The 18,416-nt window shown below is 72.7% G+C and carries 15 protein-coding genes and 1 riboswitch; of the genes, 12 read left to right on the top strand and 3 right to left on the bottom strand.

Annotated elements, in window-relative coordinates; all coding sequences use genetic code 11:
* Positions 1-87 precede the first annotated feature (87 nt).
* Positions 88-1,323, top strand: coding sequence for an epoxide hydrolase family protein (locus ACFV6E_RS27975; RefSeq protein WP_385465323.1), 1,236 nt, complete (start codon positions 88-90; stop codon positions 1,321-1,323).
* 82 nt (positions 1,324-1,405) lie between these two features.
* Here the strand turns inward: ACFV6E_RS27975 and ACFV6E_RS27970 are convergent, their stop codons facing one another.
* Both ACFV6E_RS27970 and ACFV6E_RS27965 read right to left on the bottom strand, forming a co-directional pair.
* Positions 1,406-1,915: a hypothetical protein gene (locus ACFV6E_RS27970; RefSeq protein ID WP_385176024.1), complete on the bottom strand. Its 510-nt coding sequence runs from the start codon at positions 1,913-1,915 to the stop codon at positions 1,406-1,408.
* 112 nt (positions 1,916-2,027) lie between these two features.
* On the bottom strand, positions 2,028-2,093 hold the full coding sequence (locus tag ACFV6E_RS27965) for a putative leader peptide (protein ID WP_385176035.1): 66 nt from the start codon (positions 2,091-2,093) through the stop codon (positions 2,028-2,030).
* A 35-nt stretch (positions 2,094-2,128) separates the two neighbouring features.
* Positions 2,129-2,278, bottom strand: a riboswitch (SAM riboswitch).
* 198 nt (positions 2,279-2,476) lie between these two features.
* Here ACFV6E_RS27965 and ACFV6E_RS27960 point away from each other — a divergent pair.
* The 5 genes from ACFV6E_RS27960 (at position 2,477) to ACFV6E_RS27940 (ending at position 7,220) form a co-directional block, all read left to right on the top strand.
* Positions 2,477-2,788, top strand: coding sequence for a putative leader peptide (locus ACFV6E_RS27960; protein WP_385465320.1), 312 nt, complete (start codon positions 2,477-2,479; stop codon positions 2,786-2,788).
* A gap of 73 nt (positions 2,789-2,861) precedes the next feature.
* The gene (locus ACFV6E_RS27955; RefSeq protein ID WP_385176018.1) at positions 2,862-4,070 is read left to right on the top strand and encodes an LLM class flavin-dependent oxidoreductase; all 1,209 of its coding nucleotides are present in this window, start codon (positions 2,862-2,864) and stop codon (positions 4,068-4,070) included.
* A gap of 18 nt (positions 4,071-4,088) precedes the next feature.
* Complete coding sequence (locus ACFV6E_RS27950) at positions 4,089-5,474, top strand: NtaA/DmoA family FMN-dependent monooxygenase (protein WP_385176015.1); 1,386 nt, start codon at positions 4,089-4,091, stop codon at positions 5,472-5,474.
* A 67-nt stretch (positions 5,475-5,541) separates the two neighbouring features.
* Complete coding sequence (locus ACFV6E_RS27945) at positions 5,542-5,916, top strand: ferredoxin (RefSeq protein WP_385176012.1); 375 nt, start codon at positions 5,542-5,544, stop codon at positions 5,914-5,916.
* 125 nt (positions 5,917-6,041) lie between these two features.
* Positions 6,042-7,220 carry an acyl-CoA dehydrogenase family protein gene (locus ACFV6E_RS27940; protein ID WP_385465317.1) on the top strand — a complete coding sequence of 393 codons (1,179 nt, stop codon included), beginning with the start codon at positions 6,042-6,044 and terminating at the stop codon, positions 7,218-7,220.
* 53 nt (positions 7,221-7,273) lie between these two features.
* Here the strand turns inward: ACFV6E_RS27940 and argS are convergent, their stop codons facing one another.
* Positions 7,274-8,935 carry an arginine--tRNA ligase gene (gene argS, locus ACFV6E_RS27935; RefSeq protein WP_385176006.1) on the bottom strand — a complete coding sequence of 554 codons (1,662 nt, stop codon included), beginning with the start codon at positions 8,933-8,935 and terminating at the stop codon, positions 7,274-7,276.
* Positions 8,936-9,042: 107 nt separating this feature from the next.
* On the opposite strand from argS, the gene ACFV6E_RS27930 reads away from it, so the two are divergent.
* From ACFV6E_RS27930 to ACFV6E_RS27905, 6 genes are all read left to right on the top strand, one after another.
* Positions 9,043-9,918, top strand: coding sequence for an oxygenase MpaB family protein (locus ACFV6E_RS27930; protein WP_385465315.1), 876 nt, complete (start codon positions 9,043-9,045; stop codon positions 9,916-9,918).
* 84 nt (positions 9,919-10,002) lie between these two features.
* Positions 10,003-12,243 carry a tetratricopeptide repeat protein gene (locus ACFV6E_RS27925; protein ID WP_385176001.1) on the top strand — a complete coding sequence of 747 codons (2,241 nt, stop codon included), beginning with the start codon at positions 10,003-10,005 and terminating at the stop codon, positions 12,241-12,243.
* A 187-nt stretch (positions 12,244-12,430) separates the two neighbouring features.
* Positions 12,431-14,014 carry a phytoene desaturase family protein gene (locus ACFV6E_RS27920; RefSeq protein WP_385465312.1) on the top strand — a complete coding sequence of 528 codons (1,584 nt, stop codon included), beginning with the start codon at positions 12,431-12,433 and terminating at the stop codon, positions 14,012-14,014.
* A 75-nt stretch (positions 14,015-14,089) separates the two neighbouring features.
* Positions 14,090-15,199 (top strand): NAD(P)H-dependent flavin oxidoreductase, encoded by a 1,110-nt coding sequence (locus ACFV6E_RS27915; RefSeq protein ID WP_385168622.1) that lies wholly within the window; start codon positions 14,090-14,092, stop codon positions 15,197-15,199.
* Positions 15,196-16,764, top strand: coding sequence for an acyl-CoA synthetase (locus tag ACFV6E_RS27910; RefSeq protein ID WP_385465309.1), 1,569 nt, complete (start codon positions 15,196-15,198; stop codon positions 16,762-16,764). Before ACFV6E_RS27915 ends, ACFV6E_RS27910 begins: the two co-directional genes overlap by 4 nt.
* 104 nt (positions 16,765-16,868) lie before the next feature.
* Positions 16,869-18,392: an acyl-CoA synthetase gene (locus ACFV6E_RS27905; RefSeq protein ID WP_385168617.1), complete on the top strand. Its 1,524-nt coding sequence runs from the start codon at positions 16,869-16,871 to the stop codon at positions 18,390-18,392.
* The last annotated feature ends 24 nt before the right edge of the window (positions 18,393-18,416 follow it).

The following is an 18,416-nucleotide window of genomic DNA, read 5'->3' as shown; positions in this document are numbered from 1 at the left end:
CTTCCGGCGCCCTGCCGTGCCGCGTGCGAGGCACGGGCGGCTGTCCGACGGCGCCGCCCGCTGCCCCGTCTGGTAAGACATCACGCCATGAACACCCCGCACACCTTCCCCTTAGAGCCCACTCCTCTCCACGTGTCCGACGAGGTCCTCGACGACCTGCGTGCGCGTCTCGCCTCGACCCGTCCGCCGCTGGACGAGGCCAACGAGGACTGGTCCTACGGCGTCCCGAACAGCTATCTGCGCGACCTGCTCGCCCACTGGCGGGACGGCTACGACTGGCGCGCGGCCGAGGCCGCCATCAACGCCTACGAGCACTACCAGGTGGACGTCGCCGGTGTCCCGGTGCACTTCATGCGCAAGCCGGGGCGCGGCCCCCGCCCGGTCCCGCTGATCCTCACCCACGGCTGGCCATGGACGTTCTGGCACTGGTCGAAGGTGATCGGCCCGCTCGCCGACCCGGCCGCCTCCGGCGGTGACCCCGCCGACGCCTTCGACGTCATCGTGCCGTCCCTGCCCGGCTTCGGTTTCCCCGGCCCGCTCACCGGCTTCCCGGACGTCAACTTCTGGAAGGTCTCCGACCTCTGGCACACCCTGATGACCGAGACCCTCGGGTACGAGAAGTACGCCGCCGGGGGCTGCGACATCGGCGGCATCGTCTCCAGCCAGCTCGGCCACAAGTACGCCGACGAGCTGTACGGCATCCACATCGGCTCCGGGCTGCCGCTCGACTTCTTCTCCGGCCCCCTCGCCTGGACCTTCGCCCGCAACCGTCCCAGCATGGACGACCAGCCCGCGGACGTCCGCGCCCGCATCGCCGAACTCGACCGCCGCTGGGCCTCCCACCTCACCGTGCACATGCTCGACGGCGCCACCCTGGCCCACGGCCTGAGCGACTCGCCCGCCGGACTGCTCGCCTGGCTGCTGGAGCGCTGGCACGCCTGGAGCGACGACGGCGGCGACGTCGAGTCCGTCTTCACCAAGGACGACCTGCTCACCCACGCCACGATCTACTGGGCGAACAACTCCATCGCCACGTCGATGCGTTACTACGCCAACGCCAACCGGTACCCCTGGACCCCCGCCCACGACCGCACCCCCGTCGTGCAGGCCCCGGTCGGCCTCACCTTCGTCACGTACGAGAACCCGCCCGGCATCCACACCGCCGAGGAGCGCGTCCGGGCGTTCCACGCCGGTCCGCAGGCCGGCTACTTCAATCACGTCAACGTCAACGCCCACGACCGCGGCGGCCACTTCATCCCGTGGGAGAACCCGGACGCGTGGGTGGACGACCTCCGCCGCACCTTCCGCGGCCGCAGGCCCTGAGCGCAAGCCGCAGGTCCTGGAGGAAGGAGGGGCCCGGCCGCCCTCGTGAACGGCCGGGCCGGACGGTGTGGCCCTCAGGCCGTCAGGCGCGCTCGCGGTCCCGCCCCGTCGCGGACCGGGTCTCCGACAGACCGGCGAGATCGCGCAGTATGTCGGCCGTGCGGTTGCTGACGACGCGTCCGGTCCAGCGGTCGCACAGGGCCGGCACGGTGAGCGGGCCGTCGTACCGGTGCCAGGTGGCCTCGTAGACGCGGCGCAGCGACGCGTACGCGTCCGGGGTACCGCCGGACGGCGCGAGCTGGGTGACGGCGACCGAGCCGCCGAGCCCGAGCAGGTCGAGGGCGGCGCGGACGCGCAGCGAGCGCGGACAGTCCGCCGAGAGGTAGAGCTGGTAGCGGTGCGGCGCCGGATAGAAACCACCGGCGAGCCCGACACCGATCCGGCTGTCGGAGTGCCGCACCCGGCCGGACGGCGGAGTCACCCGCGGCCGGGGTGACTCGTCGGCGGGCGTGCCCGCGTCGGGACAGCTGTCGGCGCGGGCACGGCCACGCGGCGTGGTGGTGCTGGAGGTGTGCGACATGGTCTCGGGCATGACTCTCCACGGCATGAGGAAGCCCCGGCAGCCTTGTGGGCGCCGCGACGGGAACACGGGAACGGAGGGACCGCGCTTGTGTACCGGACCGGTCGGGTCGGGTTGGGTCGGGTTAATAGGCGCTGGAGACCCGTTGCAGGTCGATGTGCAGGCGCCTCGTGAGTCCGCTCCTCGGCATGTCCACCGGTCCACTGTCGGGGCCCGCGAGACGCGAGACCACGCTTGCCCCGCCGCACCGGCGGGACCCGGTCGTCACCCGGGGCACCCCGTCGCGGTGGAAGGGTTGCCTGCCAGCGGGCCGGGGCCGATGACCGTACGAGCGGGGGTGCGGCTTCCCGCTCACGGGCGCTGACAATCGTGACCGTCCCCGTCAGTGTCAGCGCGCTCCACAGGGCCGTCAAGAAGGCATCCGCACGGTCTCAGCACGTGGTCACCGGGGCGGCCGGGCGTTGACATCCGTTCCGGCGGCTGCCTAATTTGCGGAACAAGCGGAGCCGGGCGGTTGGCTCCTGAAGAAGCGCGCAGCCGAAGGCGGCAGAAGTGAGGTCGGAGATGGGGGAGTTGAGCGACGCACCTTCCGCGCCCGACCGCTCCGTGTCCGCGCTCGACCGCGCCGCCTTCGTGCTCGGTCGTGCCGCCTCCGTGCCCCACCTTTCCGCGTCCGCGCCCGACCGCTCCGTGCCCGCGCTCGACCGCTCCGTGCCCGCGCCCGACCGCTCCGTGCCCGCGCCCGACCGCTCCGCGTCCGCGCTCCACCGCTCCGCCGGTTCCCTCCGCCCCGTCGCCGCTCTCTCGCCGCGCGCCTGCGTCCGGCTGTACTCACGGCCGCACATCGACCTGCTGCGCGTGGCCGGCGCGCTCTGTCGTCCCTGACCCGTCCCCGCCGCCCGCCCCGCATCCGAGGGCCGGCGATCCCCGTGGCCGATCAGGAAGGCAGTACCCCGCCGTGTCCCGAACCACCCCGCTGCATCTCGCCGTCGCCCTCGACGGCGCAGGCTGGCACCCCGCCGCCTGGCGTACGCCCGAAGCCCGTCCGGACGAGCTGTTCACCGCCGGGTACTGGGCGGATCTCGTCGCCGAGGCCGAGCGCGGACTGCTCGACCTCGTCACCGTCGAGGACTCGCTCGGTCCCCAGTCCACCGACCCCACCGAGCCGGACGGCCGCACCGACGAGGTGCGCGGCCGGCTCGACGCGGTGCTCGTCGCGGCCCGCGTCGCACCGCTGACCCGGCACATCGGGCTGATCCCGACGGTGATCGCCACCCACACCGAGCCGTTCCACGTCTCCAAGGCCATCGCCACCCTGGACTACGTCAGCAACGGCCGCGCGGGCCTGCGGGTCAAGGTGTCCGCCCGCCCCGACGAGGCGGCGCACTTCGGCCGCCGTACGGTCCCGGGACCGCGCGACCCGGACGGCCCCGCCGCACGGGAACCGGCCGCCGAACTTCTCGACGAGGCCGGTGACTACGTCGAGGCGGTGCGCCGGCTCTGGGACAGCTGGGAGGACGGCGCGGAGATCCGCGACGCGGCCACCGGCCGTTTCGTCGACCGCGACAAGCTGCACTACATCGACTTCGAGGGCCGGCACTTCAGCATCAGGGGCCCCTCGATCACGCCCCGGCCGCCGCAGGGCCAGCCCCTGGTCAGCGCGCTGGCGCACGAGAGCGCCTACGGCGGCCCGTTCCGGCTGCTCGCCCGGTCCGCGGACATCGGCTACGTGACCCCGCACGACGCCGACGGGGCCCGTGCCGTCGTCGCGGCCGTCCGTGCCGAACAGGCGGCGGCCGGACGGGCCGCGGAGCCGCTGCTGCTCTTCGGCGACCTGGTGGTGTTCCTCGGCGACACTCCCGCGGCGGCCGAGGACCGCAGGGACCTGCTCGACACCCTGGCCGGCCGCCCCTACCGCAGCGACGCCCGGGTGTTCACCGGCACCCCGGCCCAACTGGCGGACGTATTGCAGGAGTTGACCGAAGCAGGGCTGGCCGGGTTCCGGCTGCGGCCCGCCGTGATCGGCCACGACCTGCCCGCGATCACCCGGGGCCTGGTGCCCGAACTCCAGCGCCGGGGCGTCTTCCGGCAGGCGTACGAGAGCGACACCCTGCGCGGGCTGCTCGGCCTTCCCCGCCCCGCGAACCGCTACGCCGCCACCGCCTGAGCCGGAGGGACCCCGACCATGAGCAAGCCCCTGAAGCAGATCCATCTGGCCGCCCACTTCCCCGGCGTCAACAACACCACTGTCTGGAGCGACCCCAAGGCGGGCAGCCACATCGAGTTCAGCTCGTTCGCGCACTTCGCGCGGACCGCCGAACGCGCCAAGTTCGACTTCCTGTTCCTCGCCGAGGGCCTGCGCCTGCGCGAACAGGGCGGCAGGATCTACGACCTGGACGTGGTGGGCCGCCCCGACACCTTCACCGTCCTGTCCGCGCTCGCCGCGGTCACCGACCGCCTCGGGCTGACCGGCACCATCAACTCCACCTTCAACGAGCCCTACGAGGTGGCCCGCCAGTTCGCCAGCCTCGACCACCTGTCGGCCGGGCGCGCCGCCTGGAACGTGGTCACCTCCTGGGACGCCTTCACGGGCGAGAACTTCCGCCGCGGCGGCTTCCTGCCGCAGGAGGAGCGCTACTCGCGGGCCAGGGAGTTCCTGGCCACGGCGGGCGAGCTGTTCGACTCCTGGCACGGCGACGAGATCATCGCGGACCGGGCCACCGGCACCTTCCTGAGCGACGCGAAGGCCGGAGCCTTCGTCCACACCGGTCGGCACTTCGACATCCACGGGCGGTTCAACGTGCCGCGCGGCCCGCAGGGCCGACCGGTGATCTTCCAGGCGGGGGACTCCGACGAGGGCCGCGAGTTCGCCGCGTCGAGCGCCGACGCGATCTTCAGCCGGCACAGCACCCTGGAGCCGGGCCGGGAGTTCTACGCCGACGTCAAGGGCCGGCTCGCCCGCTACGGCCGCAGCCCGGACCAACTGCTGATCCTGCCCGCCGCGACCTTCGTGCTCGGCGACACCGACGCCGAGGCCGAGGACGCCGCCCGCGAGGTACGCAGGCAGCAGGTCAGCGGGGCCACCGCGATCAAGCACCTGGAGTTCGTCTGGAACCGGGACCTGTCGTCGTACGACCCGGACGGGCCGCTGCCCGACGTCGAACCGGACGTCGGCGAGAACCACATCGCCAAGGGCCGCGCGCAGGTGCGGATGTACCGCGACCCGCTGGAGACCGCGCGGCAGTGGCGGGAGCTGGCCGCCGCCAACGGCTGGTCCATCCGCGACCTGGTCATCAACACCGGCAACCGCCAGTCCTTCGTGGGCTCGCCCGCCACCGTCGCCGAAAGCATCGACACCCTCGTCCAGGCGGACGCGGCCGACGGCTTCATCCTCGTCCCGCACATCACCCCGGGCGGGCTCGACGACTTCGCCGACCGGGTCGTACCGCTGCTCCAGGAACGCGGCGTCTTCCGGCACGACTACACCGGTACGACGCTCCGCGACCACCTGGGCCTGGCCGAGCCCGCCGCGCCGGGCGCACGACCGGAGCTCCGGCGCGCGGTGTCCTGAGGGCGGCGCCCGGCCGCCAACTGCCCCACGGGCGTTTGACGTCGGCAACCGTGGCAACCCGGATGAAGTGACCTCGACTACATCCCAGCAGGAGCTCGTCCGCTTCCTGGAGGACCGCTTCGCCTGCGCCCAGGCCTGTACGGACTGCGCGCGGGCGTGCGCGCTGCGCGCGAGCCTCGCCGAACCGGACGGACCCGAAGAGCAGGAACTCCTACGACGCAAGGGCATCCTGTGCGCGGAGGTGTGCGACGCGACGTGCCGCATGCTGACCGAGCAGACCGGCCAGGACGAGTCGGGCATCCGCGTGCAGCTCGAATGGTGCCGTGACGTGTGCCTGGAGTGCGCCGCCGTGTTCGACGGCCACCCCGGCGCGGAGGACAGCGCGAAGTCCTGCCGCGAATGCGCCCAGGCGTGCACGGACTTCATGGCCACACTGCGCTGAGCCGCCCGCCGCCTGCTGCCGACCCGCCCGGCCATTCCCTATTTCTGGAACGAGTTCTACTCTGTGCGCCGTCACGTCCGGGGCGGGCCGACCGGTCCACCGGGGAGCTGGGACCAGGAGGCGCCGTGCATCTCGAATACACCCCCGAGCAGCAGCGGTTGCGCACCGAACTCCGCGCCTACTTCGCGGAGTTGAAGCCGGACCGCGCGACGCGGGAAGCGGCGGACAAGGCCGCGCAGAAGCGCTTCTACCGCGAGACCATCCGCAGGCTGGGCACGGACGGCTGGCTCGGGGTCGGCTGGCCCGAGGAGTTCGGCGGACGCGGCCTGACCCCCATGGAACAGTTCGTCTTCTTCGACGAGGCGGCGCAGGCGGGCGTCCCGCTGCCGCTGATGGCGCTCAACACCGTCGGTCCGACCCTCATGCGGTACGGCACCGACGAACAGAAGGCGTACTTCCTGCCGAGGATCCTCTCCGGTGAGATCGACTTCGCGATCGGCTACTCCGAGCCCGGCGCGGGCACCGACCTGGCCGCGCTGAAGACCCGCGCGGTCCGCGACGGCGACACCTACGTCGTCAACGGGCAGAAGATCTGGACGACCAACGGAGACACGGCCGACTGGGTCTGGCTCGCCGTCCGCACCGACCCGGACGCCCCGCCGCACAAGGGCATCACGATGCTCCTCGTGCCGACCTCCGACCCCGGCTATTCGTGCACCCTCATCAACACCCTCGCCTCGCACGACACCACCGCGAGCTACTACGACGACGTGCGCGTCCCCGTCTCCCGCCGGGTCGGCGCCGAGAACCACGGCTGGCGGCTGATCACCAACCAGCTCAACCACGAGCGCGTCACCCTGGCCGCGCACGGCACCATGGCGATCCGGGCGCTGCACGACGTACAGCACTGGGCGAGGGAGACCAAGCTCGCCGACGGCCGCCGGGTCGCCGACCTGCCCTGGGTACGCCGCCGCCTCGCACAGACCCACACCCGCCTCGACGCGCTGAAACTCATCAACTGGCAGATGGTGAACGCCGTCCAGGAGTCCACGCTCACCCCGCAGGACGCCTCGGCCGTCAAGGTCTACGGCTCCGAGGCGCGCAGGGACGCCTACGCCTGGCTGATGGAGATCGTCGGGGCGGCCGGCGCCCTGAAGGAGGGCTCGGCGGGCGCGGTCCTGCGCGGGGAGCTGGAACGGGGCTACCGCTCGGCGGTCATCTTCACCTTCGGCGGCGGCAACAACGAGATCCAGCGCGAGATCATCTCCTGGATCGGCCTGGGCATGCCACGCGTCCGCCGCTGAGCGACGGCCGCAGGGGCCGGCCCCGCGGCCGTCGCCTCCCCGGCTCCCGAGCGCTACATCCGCTCCGGCGCCGAGACCCCGAGCAGGTGCAGCCCGTTGCGCAGCACCACCCGGGAGGCGTCCGTCAGCCACAGCCGGGCCCGGGTCAGGTCACCGGCCTCCTCGCCGTCCCGGGGCAGCACGCGGCAGGCGTCGTAGAACCGGTGGTAGGTGCCCGCCAGTTGCTCCAGGTAGTGGGCCACCCGGTGCGGCTCGCGCAGGGCCGCCGCGGTCGCCACCACCTCGGGGAACTCGCCGAGCGCACCGAGGAGATCGGCCTCCCGCTCATGCGTGAGCAGCGCCGGTTCGAACTCCTCGGGCCCACCGGTGCTCACCCCGGTCTCCCGGGCCTTGCGCTGCACGGCGCACAGCCGCGCGTGCGCGTACTGCACGTAGAAGACCGGGTTGTCGTTCGAGCGCCGGGTCAGCAGGCCGACGTCGAGGTCGATCATCGCGTCCACGCTGGCCCGGGCGAGCGCGTAGCGCGCCGCGTCGACGCCGACGGCCTCGACCAGGTCGTCCAGCGTCAGCACGGTGCCGGCCCGCTTGCTCATCCGGACCGGCCGCCCGTCCCTGACCAGGTTCACCAACTGGCCGAGCAGGATCTCCAGGTGGGTGTCCGGGTCGTCGCCGAAGCACGCGGCCATGGCCCGCATCCGGCCCACGTAGCCCGCGTGGTCGGCGCCCAGCATGATGACGACCCGCTCGAACCCGCGCGAGCGCTTGTCGAGGTAGTACGCGCAGTCCGCCGTGAAGTACGTCCAGGTGCCGTCGCCCTTGACCAGCACCCGGTCCTTGTCGTCGCCGAAGTCCGTGGTGCGCAGCCACACCGCGCCGTCGGCCTCGTAGACGTGCCCGCCCTCCCGCAGCCGGGCGAGCGCCGTCGCCAGGGCGCCCCGGTCGTGCAGGTCCTTCTCGTTGAAGAAGACGTCGAAGTGCGTGCCGAAGGCAGCCAGGGACGCCTTGATCTCGTCGAACATGAGGGAGGTCCCCTCGGCCTTGAAGATCCCGAGGGCCTCGGTCTCCGGCAGGCCGGGCAGCTCCGGGTGGCGCCGCCCCACCTCGGCGGCGATCTCGTCGATGTAGCCGCCGCGGTAACCGTCGTCCGGGACCGGCGCGCCCGTCGCGGCGGCCAGCAGCGACCGGGCGAAGCGGTCGATCTGCACGCCGGCGTCGTTGAAGTAGTACTCCCGGGTGACGTCGGCGCCCGCGGCGTCGAGCAGCCGGGCCAGCGCGTCGCCGACCACCGCCCACCTGGCCCCGCCGATGTGCACCGGACCGGTCGGATTGGCGGAGACGAACTCCAGGTCGAGCCGGAGCCCCGCGAGGTGGTCCGAGCGTCCGTAAGCGGCACCGGCCAGGACGATGTCCCGGGCGAGGGAGCCCTTGGCGGCGCCGTCGAGCGTGATGTTGAGGAAGCCGGGTCCCGCGACCTCCGCCTTCGCCACCCCTGGGGCCGCGCCCACCAGGGGCGCCAGGATCTCCGCGACGCCCCGGCCCGTCATCCCCGCCTGCTTCGCGAGCAGCAGCGCGACATTGCTGGAGTAGTCACCGTGACGTCGCTGCCGGGGCCGCTCGATCCGGGCGGAGGCGGGAACCCGCACGCGCAGCTTCCCGGCGTCCACTGCTTCCCGGACGCTGTCGGAGATGACGAGGGCAAGATCGGCTGGAGTCACGCGCCGAGGCTATAGGTGCGCCGCACCGCCGGAAAACCGGTTTTCGCAGCGCCCGTGCCGCCCCCGGCCGCCTTGTCGACAGCCGCCCCCCATGGTCACATGGCGCCATGCACACGGAGCGGACGGACCGCCCCCGGCCGGGGGCCGACCCGGGCCTGTTCACCCCCGAGTCGGTGACCTGGCAGTTGCACGCCGACCCCATGATGTGGATCGCGGGCATCCGCGCGCTGTACCTCCAGGCGCTGCACCCCCGGGCGGTCCGCGGCGTCATGCAGAACTCCGACTTCCGGCGCGACGCCTGGGGCAGGCTGATGCGCACCGCGGCCTTCGTGGGGACCACGACGTACGGCACCACGGAGGCGGCCGAGCGGGCGGGCGCCCGGGTGCGGAAGATCCACAGCATGCTGGGGGCGACCGACCCGGACACCGGCGAGCGCTACGGGGTGGACGAACCGGAGCTCCTGCTGTGGGTGCACTGCGCGGAGATCGACTCGTACCTGCACGTCGTACGCCGCTCCGGTTTCCGGCTCACGGACGCGCAGGCCGACCGTTACGTGGCCGAACACCGTGTCAGCGCCCGCCTGGTGGGCCTGGACCCCGGCGCCGTCCCGGCGGACGAGGCGGAACTCACCGCGTATTTCGTGAAGACACGGCCGGAACTGGCCGCGGGGACCGAAGCACGTACCGTGGACGACTTCCTGCTCCGCCCGCCGACGCACCCCCTGCTGGTCCCGGCGCGGGCGCTGCTGTGGCGGCGCGTGGCGCAGCTGGCCTACGCCGCACTGCCGCCGTACGCCCACGACCTGTACGGCAGACCGGCTCCGCCGCCCGCCGCGGTGACGCGGCGGCTGCGTGCCACGGGCACCTCGCTGCGCGGCGTTCCCGCACGTCTGCGCTGGCAACTGCCGCCCAAACACATTCTCCGCGCCATGTCACGGCTCGGCCCCGGCTCGCGTCCGGCACCGTACAAAGTCGGCAGATAACTCGCCATACTGGACGGGCCTGGGGGAGGGCGCGGGTTCGGACGCGGTGCTGAGCGGCGACGGGGGCGGGGGCGAGCGCACGAGATGGCTGACTGCAAGCTGATCCAGGGCCGTTACCGGCTGCTCGAACTGATCGGGCGCGGTGGGATGGGCGAGGTCTGGCGGGCGCGGGACGAGTCGCTCGGCCGGCGGGTCGCCGTGAAGTGCCTCAAGCCGCTCGGCCCCCATCACGACCAGTCCTTCACCCGCGTCCTGCGCGAACGGTTCCGCCGCGAGGCCCGGGTCGCCGCGGCCCTCCAGCACCGCGGAGTGACGGTCGTCCACGACTTCGGCGAGTACGAGGGCGGCCTGTACCTGGTCATGGAGCTGCTGGAGGGCCGCAACCTCAGCCAGCTCCTGGAGGACAACAAGCACCACCCGCTGCCGGTGGACGACGTCGTGGACATCGCCGACCAGACGGCGGCCGCCCTGGCGTACACGCACCAGCAGGGCATCGTGCACCGGGACCTGAAACCGGCGAACATCATGCGGCTGACCGACGGCACGGTGAAGATCTGCGACTTCGGCATAGCCCGCCTCGGCCACGACATCGGCGTCACCGCGCGCCTGACCGGCACGGGCATCGCGATGGGCACCCCGCACTACATGTCGCCGGAGCAGATCAGCGGCACGCGGGTGGACCGGCGCAGCGACCTGTACTCCTTTGGCTGCGTGCTGTACGAGATCGCCACCGGGGTGCCGCCCTTCGACCTGGACGACGCCTGGGCCGTGCTCGTCGGCCACCGCGACACCCCGCCCGAGCCACCGCGCAGCCACCGCTCCGACCTGCCCGAATACGTCGAGCGGATCATCCTGGACCTGCTCGCGAAGGAGCCCGGCCAACGCCCCGGTGACGCCCACGAACTGCGCCGCCGGATCGTCTCGGGAAGAAGCGCGCCGCGCTACGCGCCCACGGTCATGTCCGCCCCCGTCAGGTTCCCGCCCGCCGCCGTGCCCCGCCCCCGCCCCGCGTCACGGCTGCCGTCCTGGACCCGGGGTATGACGACCGGTCACAAGGCCGCGGGCGCCGGGCTGCGGCAGACCCCGCCGGACACCGCGGCGGGGCTCAGCGGCGAGTGGATCGCCCGCCCGCTCACCGGCCCCGTACAGGAACCGCCCGCCGAGCGCCCCGACCCGCCGCCGGAGACGGTGACCGCGCTGACCGGCCGGCACAACGCCGGGCTCAGCCTCGGGCGGCTCGGCCGCTGGACGGAGGCGGGCGAGGTGCACCGGGCCGTCGCCGCCGAACGGGAGCACCTCCTCGGTCCCGACCACCCCGACACCCTCGCCAGCCGCTACGAGGTCGGCTTCACCCTCAGCCGCACCGGCCGCCCGGCGGACGCCCTGCGCGAGTACGGGCACGTCGCCGAGGCCAGGACCCGGCTCCTCGGCGCCGACCACCCCGACACCCTCGCCGCCCGGCAGGAGATGGCCTACGTACTGGGGCGGCTCGGCCGGCACTTCGAGGCGCACCAGGCGTACACGACCGTGCTCGCCGCCCGCGAGCGGACCATGGGCCCGGACCATCCGGACACCCTGCGCTGCCGCCACAACCTGGCCTTCAACCTCAGCCGCCTGGGCCGCCTGGAGGATTCCCACCGCATGGCCCGCGAGGTGGCCGACGCGAGGACCCGCATCCTCGGCGCGGAACACCCCGACACGCTGGTCACGCGGTACGAGGTGGCGTACGCGCTGGGCCAGCTCGGGCGCTGGCCGGAGGCGCTGCGCACCTACCAGGAGGTGGCCGAGGCACGCGCCGGGGCACTCGGCCCCGACCACCCCGACACCCTCGCCGCCCGCTACGAGGTGGGCATCAGCCTCGGCCGCCTGGGCCGCAGCGCCGACGCCCTCAAGCTCTACCGCACCCTGGTCGACGACCGCACCCGGGTACACGGCCCGGCCCACCCGGAGACCCTGCGCGCCCGGCACGGCCTCGGCGTGAACCTCGGCCGCATGAACCGCTGGGAGGAAGCCCTCGCGGAGGCCCGGGACGTCAGCGCGATCCGCGAACGCGTTCTGGGCCCCGACCACCCCGACACCCTGGTCAGCCACCGCGAGGTGGCCGTCGGCCTGGGCTGGCTGAGCCGCTGGGCCGACGCCCTCACCGAATACCGCCGGGTGGCCACAGCCCGCGAACAAACCCTGGGCCCCGACCACCCCGACACCCTGTCCAGCCGCAACGACGAGGCCCACTGCCTGGAACAACTGGGCCGCGGCGCAGAGGCGGTGGAGCTCTACCGCAGAGTCGCAGCGCTCCGCCAGAACCGCCGGACGGGCAGCCGCTGACGCCTTGCTGCACGTGCCCCCGCCGCCACCCACCCCCCGGCCCTCCCCCCTCACGCAGCCGCCGTCGCACGGCCCCGGCCCACCCCGACACGAGGCGCACCGGCGGACAAGGGCACCACCTGGCCCGCACGGCGACACCCCCGCACCACCTCTGGCCGCTCCGGATCACCGCGTGCTACCAAGAGCCATGCTGCCTCTGCCTGCACACCAGGGTTACGACGCCGTGATCGTCGGCGGCGGCCACAACGGTCTGGTCGCCGCCGCCTACCTGGCCAGGGCCGGCCGATCGGTCCTGGTCCTGGAGCGGCTGGACGCCACCGGCGGCGCCGCCGTCTCCACCCGCCCGTTCGCCGGCGTCGACGCCCGCCTGTCCCGCTACTCGTACCTGGTCAGCCTGTTGCCCAGGAAGATCGTGCGGGACCTGGACCTCGACTTCCGGGTCCGCGGCCGCGACATCTCCTCGTACACCCCGGTCGAGCGGGCCGGGCGCGCCACCGGCCTGCTGGTCGGCGGCGGCGAGCGGCGCACCCGTGAGGCGTTCGCCCGCCTGACCGGCTCCGACCGCGAGTACGAGTCCTGGCGACGCTTCTACGGTATGACGGCCCGGGTCGCCCAGCGAGTGTTCCCGACACTCACCGAACCCTTGCCCACCAAAGCCGAACTGCGCCGCCGCATCGACGACGAGGACGCCTGGCGCACCCTCTTCGAGGAACCGATCGGGACCGCGATCGAGAGTGCCTTCGCCGATGACCTGGTCCGGGGCGTGGTCCTCACCGACGCCCTGATCGGCACCTTCGCCGACGCCCACGATCCCACGCTCCGGCAGAACCGCTGCTTCCTGTACCACGTCATCGGCGGCGGCACCGGCTCCTGGGACGTGCCGGTCGGCGGCATGGGCGCGCTGACCGACGCGATCGCCGCCGCGGCGCGCGACGCGGGCGCGGTGATCGCCACCGGCCGGGAGGCCGTACGGATCGAGACGGACGGCAGCACGGCCGAGATCACCCACCGGGGAGCGGCAGGCGAAGAACGAGTAGCGGCCCGGCACGTACTGGTGAACGCCTCGCCGCAAGAGCTGGCCGCACTGCTCGGCGACCCGCCCCCCACCCCCGCCGAGGGCGCACAGCTCAAGGTGAACATGCTGCTCACCCGCCTGCCCAGGCTGCGCGACACCGCCGTGGACCCGCGAGAGGCGTTCGCCGGTACCTTCCACATCGCCGAGGGCTACGGACAACTGGCGACCGCTCACGCCGAGGCCGCGTCCGGCAGGCTGCCGACCGCGCCGCCCTCCGAGATCTACTGCCACTCGCTCACCGACCCGTCGATCCTGGGCGAGGACCTGGCCGAGCAGGGCTACCAGACCCTCACCCTGTTCGGCCTGCACACACCGGCCCGGCTCTTCGCCCGCGCCCGCGACCACGACGCCGTACGCGAGGAACTGCTGAAGTCGACGGTGGCGCAGCTCGACGCGCACCTGGCCGAACCGCTGGCGGACTGCCTGGCGACGGACGCGGAGGGGCGGCCGTGCATCGAGGCGAAGTCGCCGCTGGACCTGGAGCGGGACCTGCGGCTGCCGGCCGGCAACATCTTCCACCGAGACCTGGCCTTCCCGTACGCGCGGGAGGACACCGGCCGCTGGGGCGTGGAGACCGCCCACGCCAACGTCCTGCTGTGCGGAGCGGGAGCGGTACGCGGCGGCGGCGTGAGCGGGGTGCCGGGCCACAACGCGGCGATGTCGGTGCTGGAGCGCCTGGAGGACCACGCACCGTAACAGCCCGCCCGATAAAGCTGACGGAGCATCAGAAAGAGTCTTCCGTACTCCCGCCGGCTACGGCATCCTGCGCCCATGCAGACGGAGCTGAGCAAGCACCTGGGAATCGAGCACGCCGTCTTCGGCTTCACGCCCTTCCCGGCCGTCGCCGCGGCCATCAGCAGGGCGGGCGGATTCGGCGTGCTCGGCGCGGTCCGCTACACGGCCCCCGACGACCTCAAGCGCGACCTCGACTGGATGCAGGACCACGTCGGCGACCGGCCGTACGGACTCGACGTGGTGATGCCCGCGAAGAAGGTCGAGGGCGTCACCGAGGCCGACGTGGAGGCGATGATCCCCGAGGGGCACCGCCAGTACGTACGGGACACCCTCGCCAAGTACGGCGTGCCCGAACTGGCCGAGGGCGAGGAGTCCGGCTGGCGCATCACCGGCTGGATGGAACAGGTCGCCCGCACCCAGCTGGACGTCGCCTTCGACTACCCGGTCAAGCTGCTGGCCAACGCGCTGGGCTCACCGCCGGCCGACGTCATCGAACGCGCCCACGCCAAGGGCATCCCCGTCGCGGCGCTCGCGGGCAGCGCCCGGCACGCGCGCAAGCACGCGGCGGCGGGCATCGACATCGTGGTCGCCCAGGGGTACGAGGCGGGCGGGCACACCGGGGAGATCGCGTCGATGGTGCTGACGCCGGAGGTGGTCGACGCCGTCGACCCGCTGCCCGTGCTCGCGGCGGGCGGCATCGGCAGCGGACGGCAGATCGCGGCCGCGTTCGCGCTCGGCGCCCAGGGCGTCTGGCTCGGCTCGCTCTGGCTGACCACCACGGAGGCCGACATGCACTCGCCCGCGGTGACCCGCAAACTGCTCGCCGCGGGCTCGGGCGACACCGTCCGCTCCCGAGCTCTGACCGGCAAGCCCGCCCGGCAGCTCCGCACCGAGTGGACCGACGCCTGGGACGACCCCGAGGGACCCGGCACGCTCCCCATGCCCCTCCAGGGCCTGCTGGTCGCGGACGCTCTCACCCGGATCCAGAAGTACGAGGTCGAACCACTCCTGGGCACCCCCGTGGGCCAGATCGTCGGGCGGATGAACAGCGAACGCGGCGTCCAGGCGGTCTTCGACGACCTGACCCGCGGCTTCGAACGGGCGGTGGACCGCGTTGTCCGCGTAGCCGGAAGGAACGGGTCATGACCACACCCGCACCCGCACCCACCGGATTCTGGGCCCAGGCCACACAGAACCCCGACCGTACGGTGCTCGTAGCCCCGAACGGCGAGGAGTGGACCGCCGGACGCCTGCACGCCGAGGTCAACCGGCTGGTACACGGCCTGCGCGCCGCGGGACTGGCCCGGGGCGACGCCTTCGCCGTCGTGCTGCCCAACGGAGTCGAGTTCTTCACCGCGTACCTGGCCGCCTCGCAGGCCGGTTTCTACCTGGTCCCCGTCAACCACCACCTCGTCGGACCGGAGATCGCCTGGATCGTCGCCGACTCGGGCGCGAAGGTGCTCATCGCACACGAACGCTTCGCGGACGCCGCACGACTCGCCGCCGACGAGGCGGGACTCCCGGCCACGCACCGGTACGTCATCGGCGACCCGGAGAGCTGCGACGGCTTCCGCCCGTACCCCGAACTCCTCGAAGGACAGAGCCCGTCGCCGCCCGAGGACCGCACCCTGGGCTGGGTCATGAACTACACCTCGGGCACCACGGGCCGCCCGCGCGGCATCCGCCGCCCGCTGCCCGGCAAGCCGCCCGAGGAGGCGTACCTCGGCGGCTTCCTCGGCATCTTCGGCATCAGGCCCTTCGACGGCAACGTGCACCTGGTCTGCTCGCCGCTCTACCACACGGCGGTACTCCAGTTCGCGGGCGCGTCCCTGCACATCGGCCACCGCCTGGTGCTGATGGAGAAGTGGACGCCCGAGGAGATGCTGCGGCTGATCGACCGGCACAGGTGCACGCACACCCACATGGTGCCGACCCAGTTCCACCGGCTGCTCGCGCTGCCCGAGGAGGTCAGGGCGCGCTACGACGTGTCGTCGATGCGGCACGCCATCCATGGTGCGGCCCCGTGTCCCGACCACGTGAAACGGGCGATGATCGCATGGTGGGGCCACAGTGTGGAGGAGTACTACGCGGCGAGCGAGGGCGGCGGGGCCTTCGCCACCGCCGAGGACTGGCTGAAGAAACCCGGCACCGTCGGCCGCGCCTGGCCGATCAGCGAACTCGCCGTCTTCGACGACGACGGCAGCCGGCTCCCGCCCGGCGAACTCGGCACCGTCTACATGAAGATGACCACCGGCGGCTTCTCGTACCACAAGGACGAGGCCAAGACCCGCAAGAACCGCATCGGCGACTTCTTCACCGTCGGCGATCTCGGCTGCCTGGACGAGGACGGTTACCTCTTCCTGCGGGACCGCAAGATCGACATGATCATCTCGGGCGGCGTCAACATCTACCCGGCCGAGATCGAGTCCGTCCTGCTCGGCCACCCGGCCGTCGCCGACGCCGCCGCCTTCGGCATCCCGCACGACGACTGGGGCGAGGAGGTCAAGGCCGTCGTGGAACCGGCCCCCGGCCACGCACCGGACGCGTCCCTGGCCGCTGACGTCCTCGCCCACTGCGAGCGGCAGCTCGCCGGCTACAAGCGCCCCAGGAGCGTCGACTTCATCGAGGAGATGCCCCGCGACCCGAACGGCAAGCTGTACAAGCGCCGCCTGCGCGACCCGTACTGGGAGGGCCGCACGCGCAACGTGTAGGGCACGCACGCGCACCGCCCAAGCGTCCTGCCGACCCCACGTCTTGACCCGACTCCATGCCCACCAGGAGGATCGCGCCGGACGGGCGGACGAAGGAGCAGGTCATGACGGCGGGTCTGACGACGGGTGCGACGGCGGGGCGGAGTGTCACGGTGGACGGCGTGCTGCGCCGCAGCGCGGGCCGGACCCCGAAGCGTGTCGCGATCCACTACCGGGACCGCTCCTGGACCTACGCGGAACTGGACGACGCGGTCTCCCGGGCCGCCCGCGCGCTGCTCGACGCGGGCCTCGCGCACGGCGACCGCGTCGGCGCCTACGGCCACAACTCGGACGCGTACCTGATCGGCTTCCTGGCCTGCGCCCGCGCCGGCCTGGTGCACGTACCGGTCAACCAGAACCTCACCGGCGACGACCTGGCGTACATCGTGCGCCAGGCGGGCTGCGCGCTCGTCCTGGCGGACCCGGACCTCGCGGACCACCTGCCCGAGGGCACCCGCGTCCTGCCTCTGCGCGATACGGACGACACGCTGCTGACCCGCCTGGCCGCTGCCGCTCCGTACGACGGTCCCGAGCCGCGCGCCGAGGACCTGGCGCAACTGCTGTACACCTCGGGCACCACCGCGCTGCCCAAGGGCGCGATGATGAGCCACCGTGCCCTGGTGCACGAGTACCTGAGCGCCATCACCGCGCTCGACCTCCAGGCGGGCGACCGGCCCGTGCACTCGCTGCCGCTGTACCACTCGGCGCAGATGCACGTCTTCCTGGTGCCCTACCTCGCGGTCGGCGCGGAGAACGTCATCCTCGACGCGCCGGACGCCGGGCGGATCTTCGACCTGGTGGAGGCGGGCCGCGCGGACAGCCTTTTCGCCCCGCCCACCGTGTGGATCGGCCTCGCGAACCGGCCCGACTTCGCCACCCGCGACCTGAGCGGGCTGCGCAAGGCGTACTACGGCGCGTCGATCATGCCGGTGCCGGTCCTGGAACGGCTGCGGGAGCGGCTGCCCGGGCTCGCGTTCTACAACTGCTTCGGACAGAGCGAGATCGGCCCGCTCGCCATGGTCCTCGGCCCCGGCGAGCACAAGGGCCGGATGGACTCCTGCGGCCGGCCCGTGCTCTTCGTGGAGGCCCGGGTCGTGGACGCGTCCGGCGCGGACGTGCCCGACGGCGAGCAGGGCGAGGTCGTCTACCGCTCACCGCAGCTGTGCGAGGGCTACTGGGACAAGCCCGGGGAGACGGCGGACGCCTTCCGCGGCGGCTGGTTCCACTCCGGCGACCTCGCCGTGCGCGACAAGCAGGGCTTCTTCACCGTCGTGGACCGGGTCAAGGACGTCATCAACTCCGGCGGCGTACTGGTCGCCTCGCGGCAGGTGGAGGACGCCCTCTACACGCACGAGGCGGTCGCCGAGGTGGCGGTCGTCGGCCTCCCCGACGACCGCTGGATCGAGGCCGTCACCGCGGTCGTCGTCCCCCGGGGCGAGGTCACCGAGGCGGAACTCCTCGCCCACGCCCGCGAGCACCTCGCCCACTTCAAGGCGCCGAAGCGGATCCTCTTCGTGGACGAACTGCCGCGCAACGCCAGCGGGAAGATCCTCAAGCGCGAGCTGAGGGACCGGTTCGACACCCGCTGACCCGCCACCCGCTGACCCGGCATC

Source organism: Streptomyces sp. NPDC059785 (assembly GCF_042732375.1).
In the GTDB taxonomy this organism is placed as follows: Bacteria; Actinomycetota; Actinomycetes; order Streptomycetales; family Streptomycetaceae; genus Streptomyces.
Note: the sequence above shows the minus strand (reverse complement) of the source record. Positions and strands in the feature narration are given on the sequence as shown.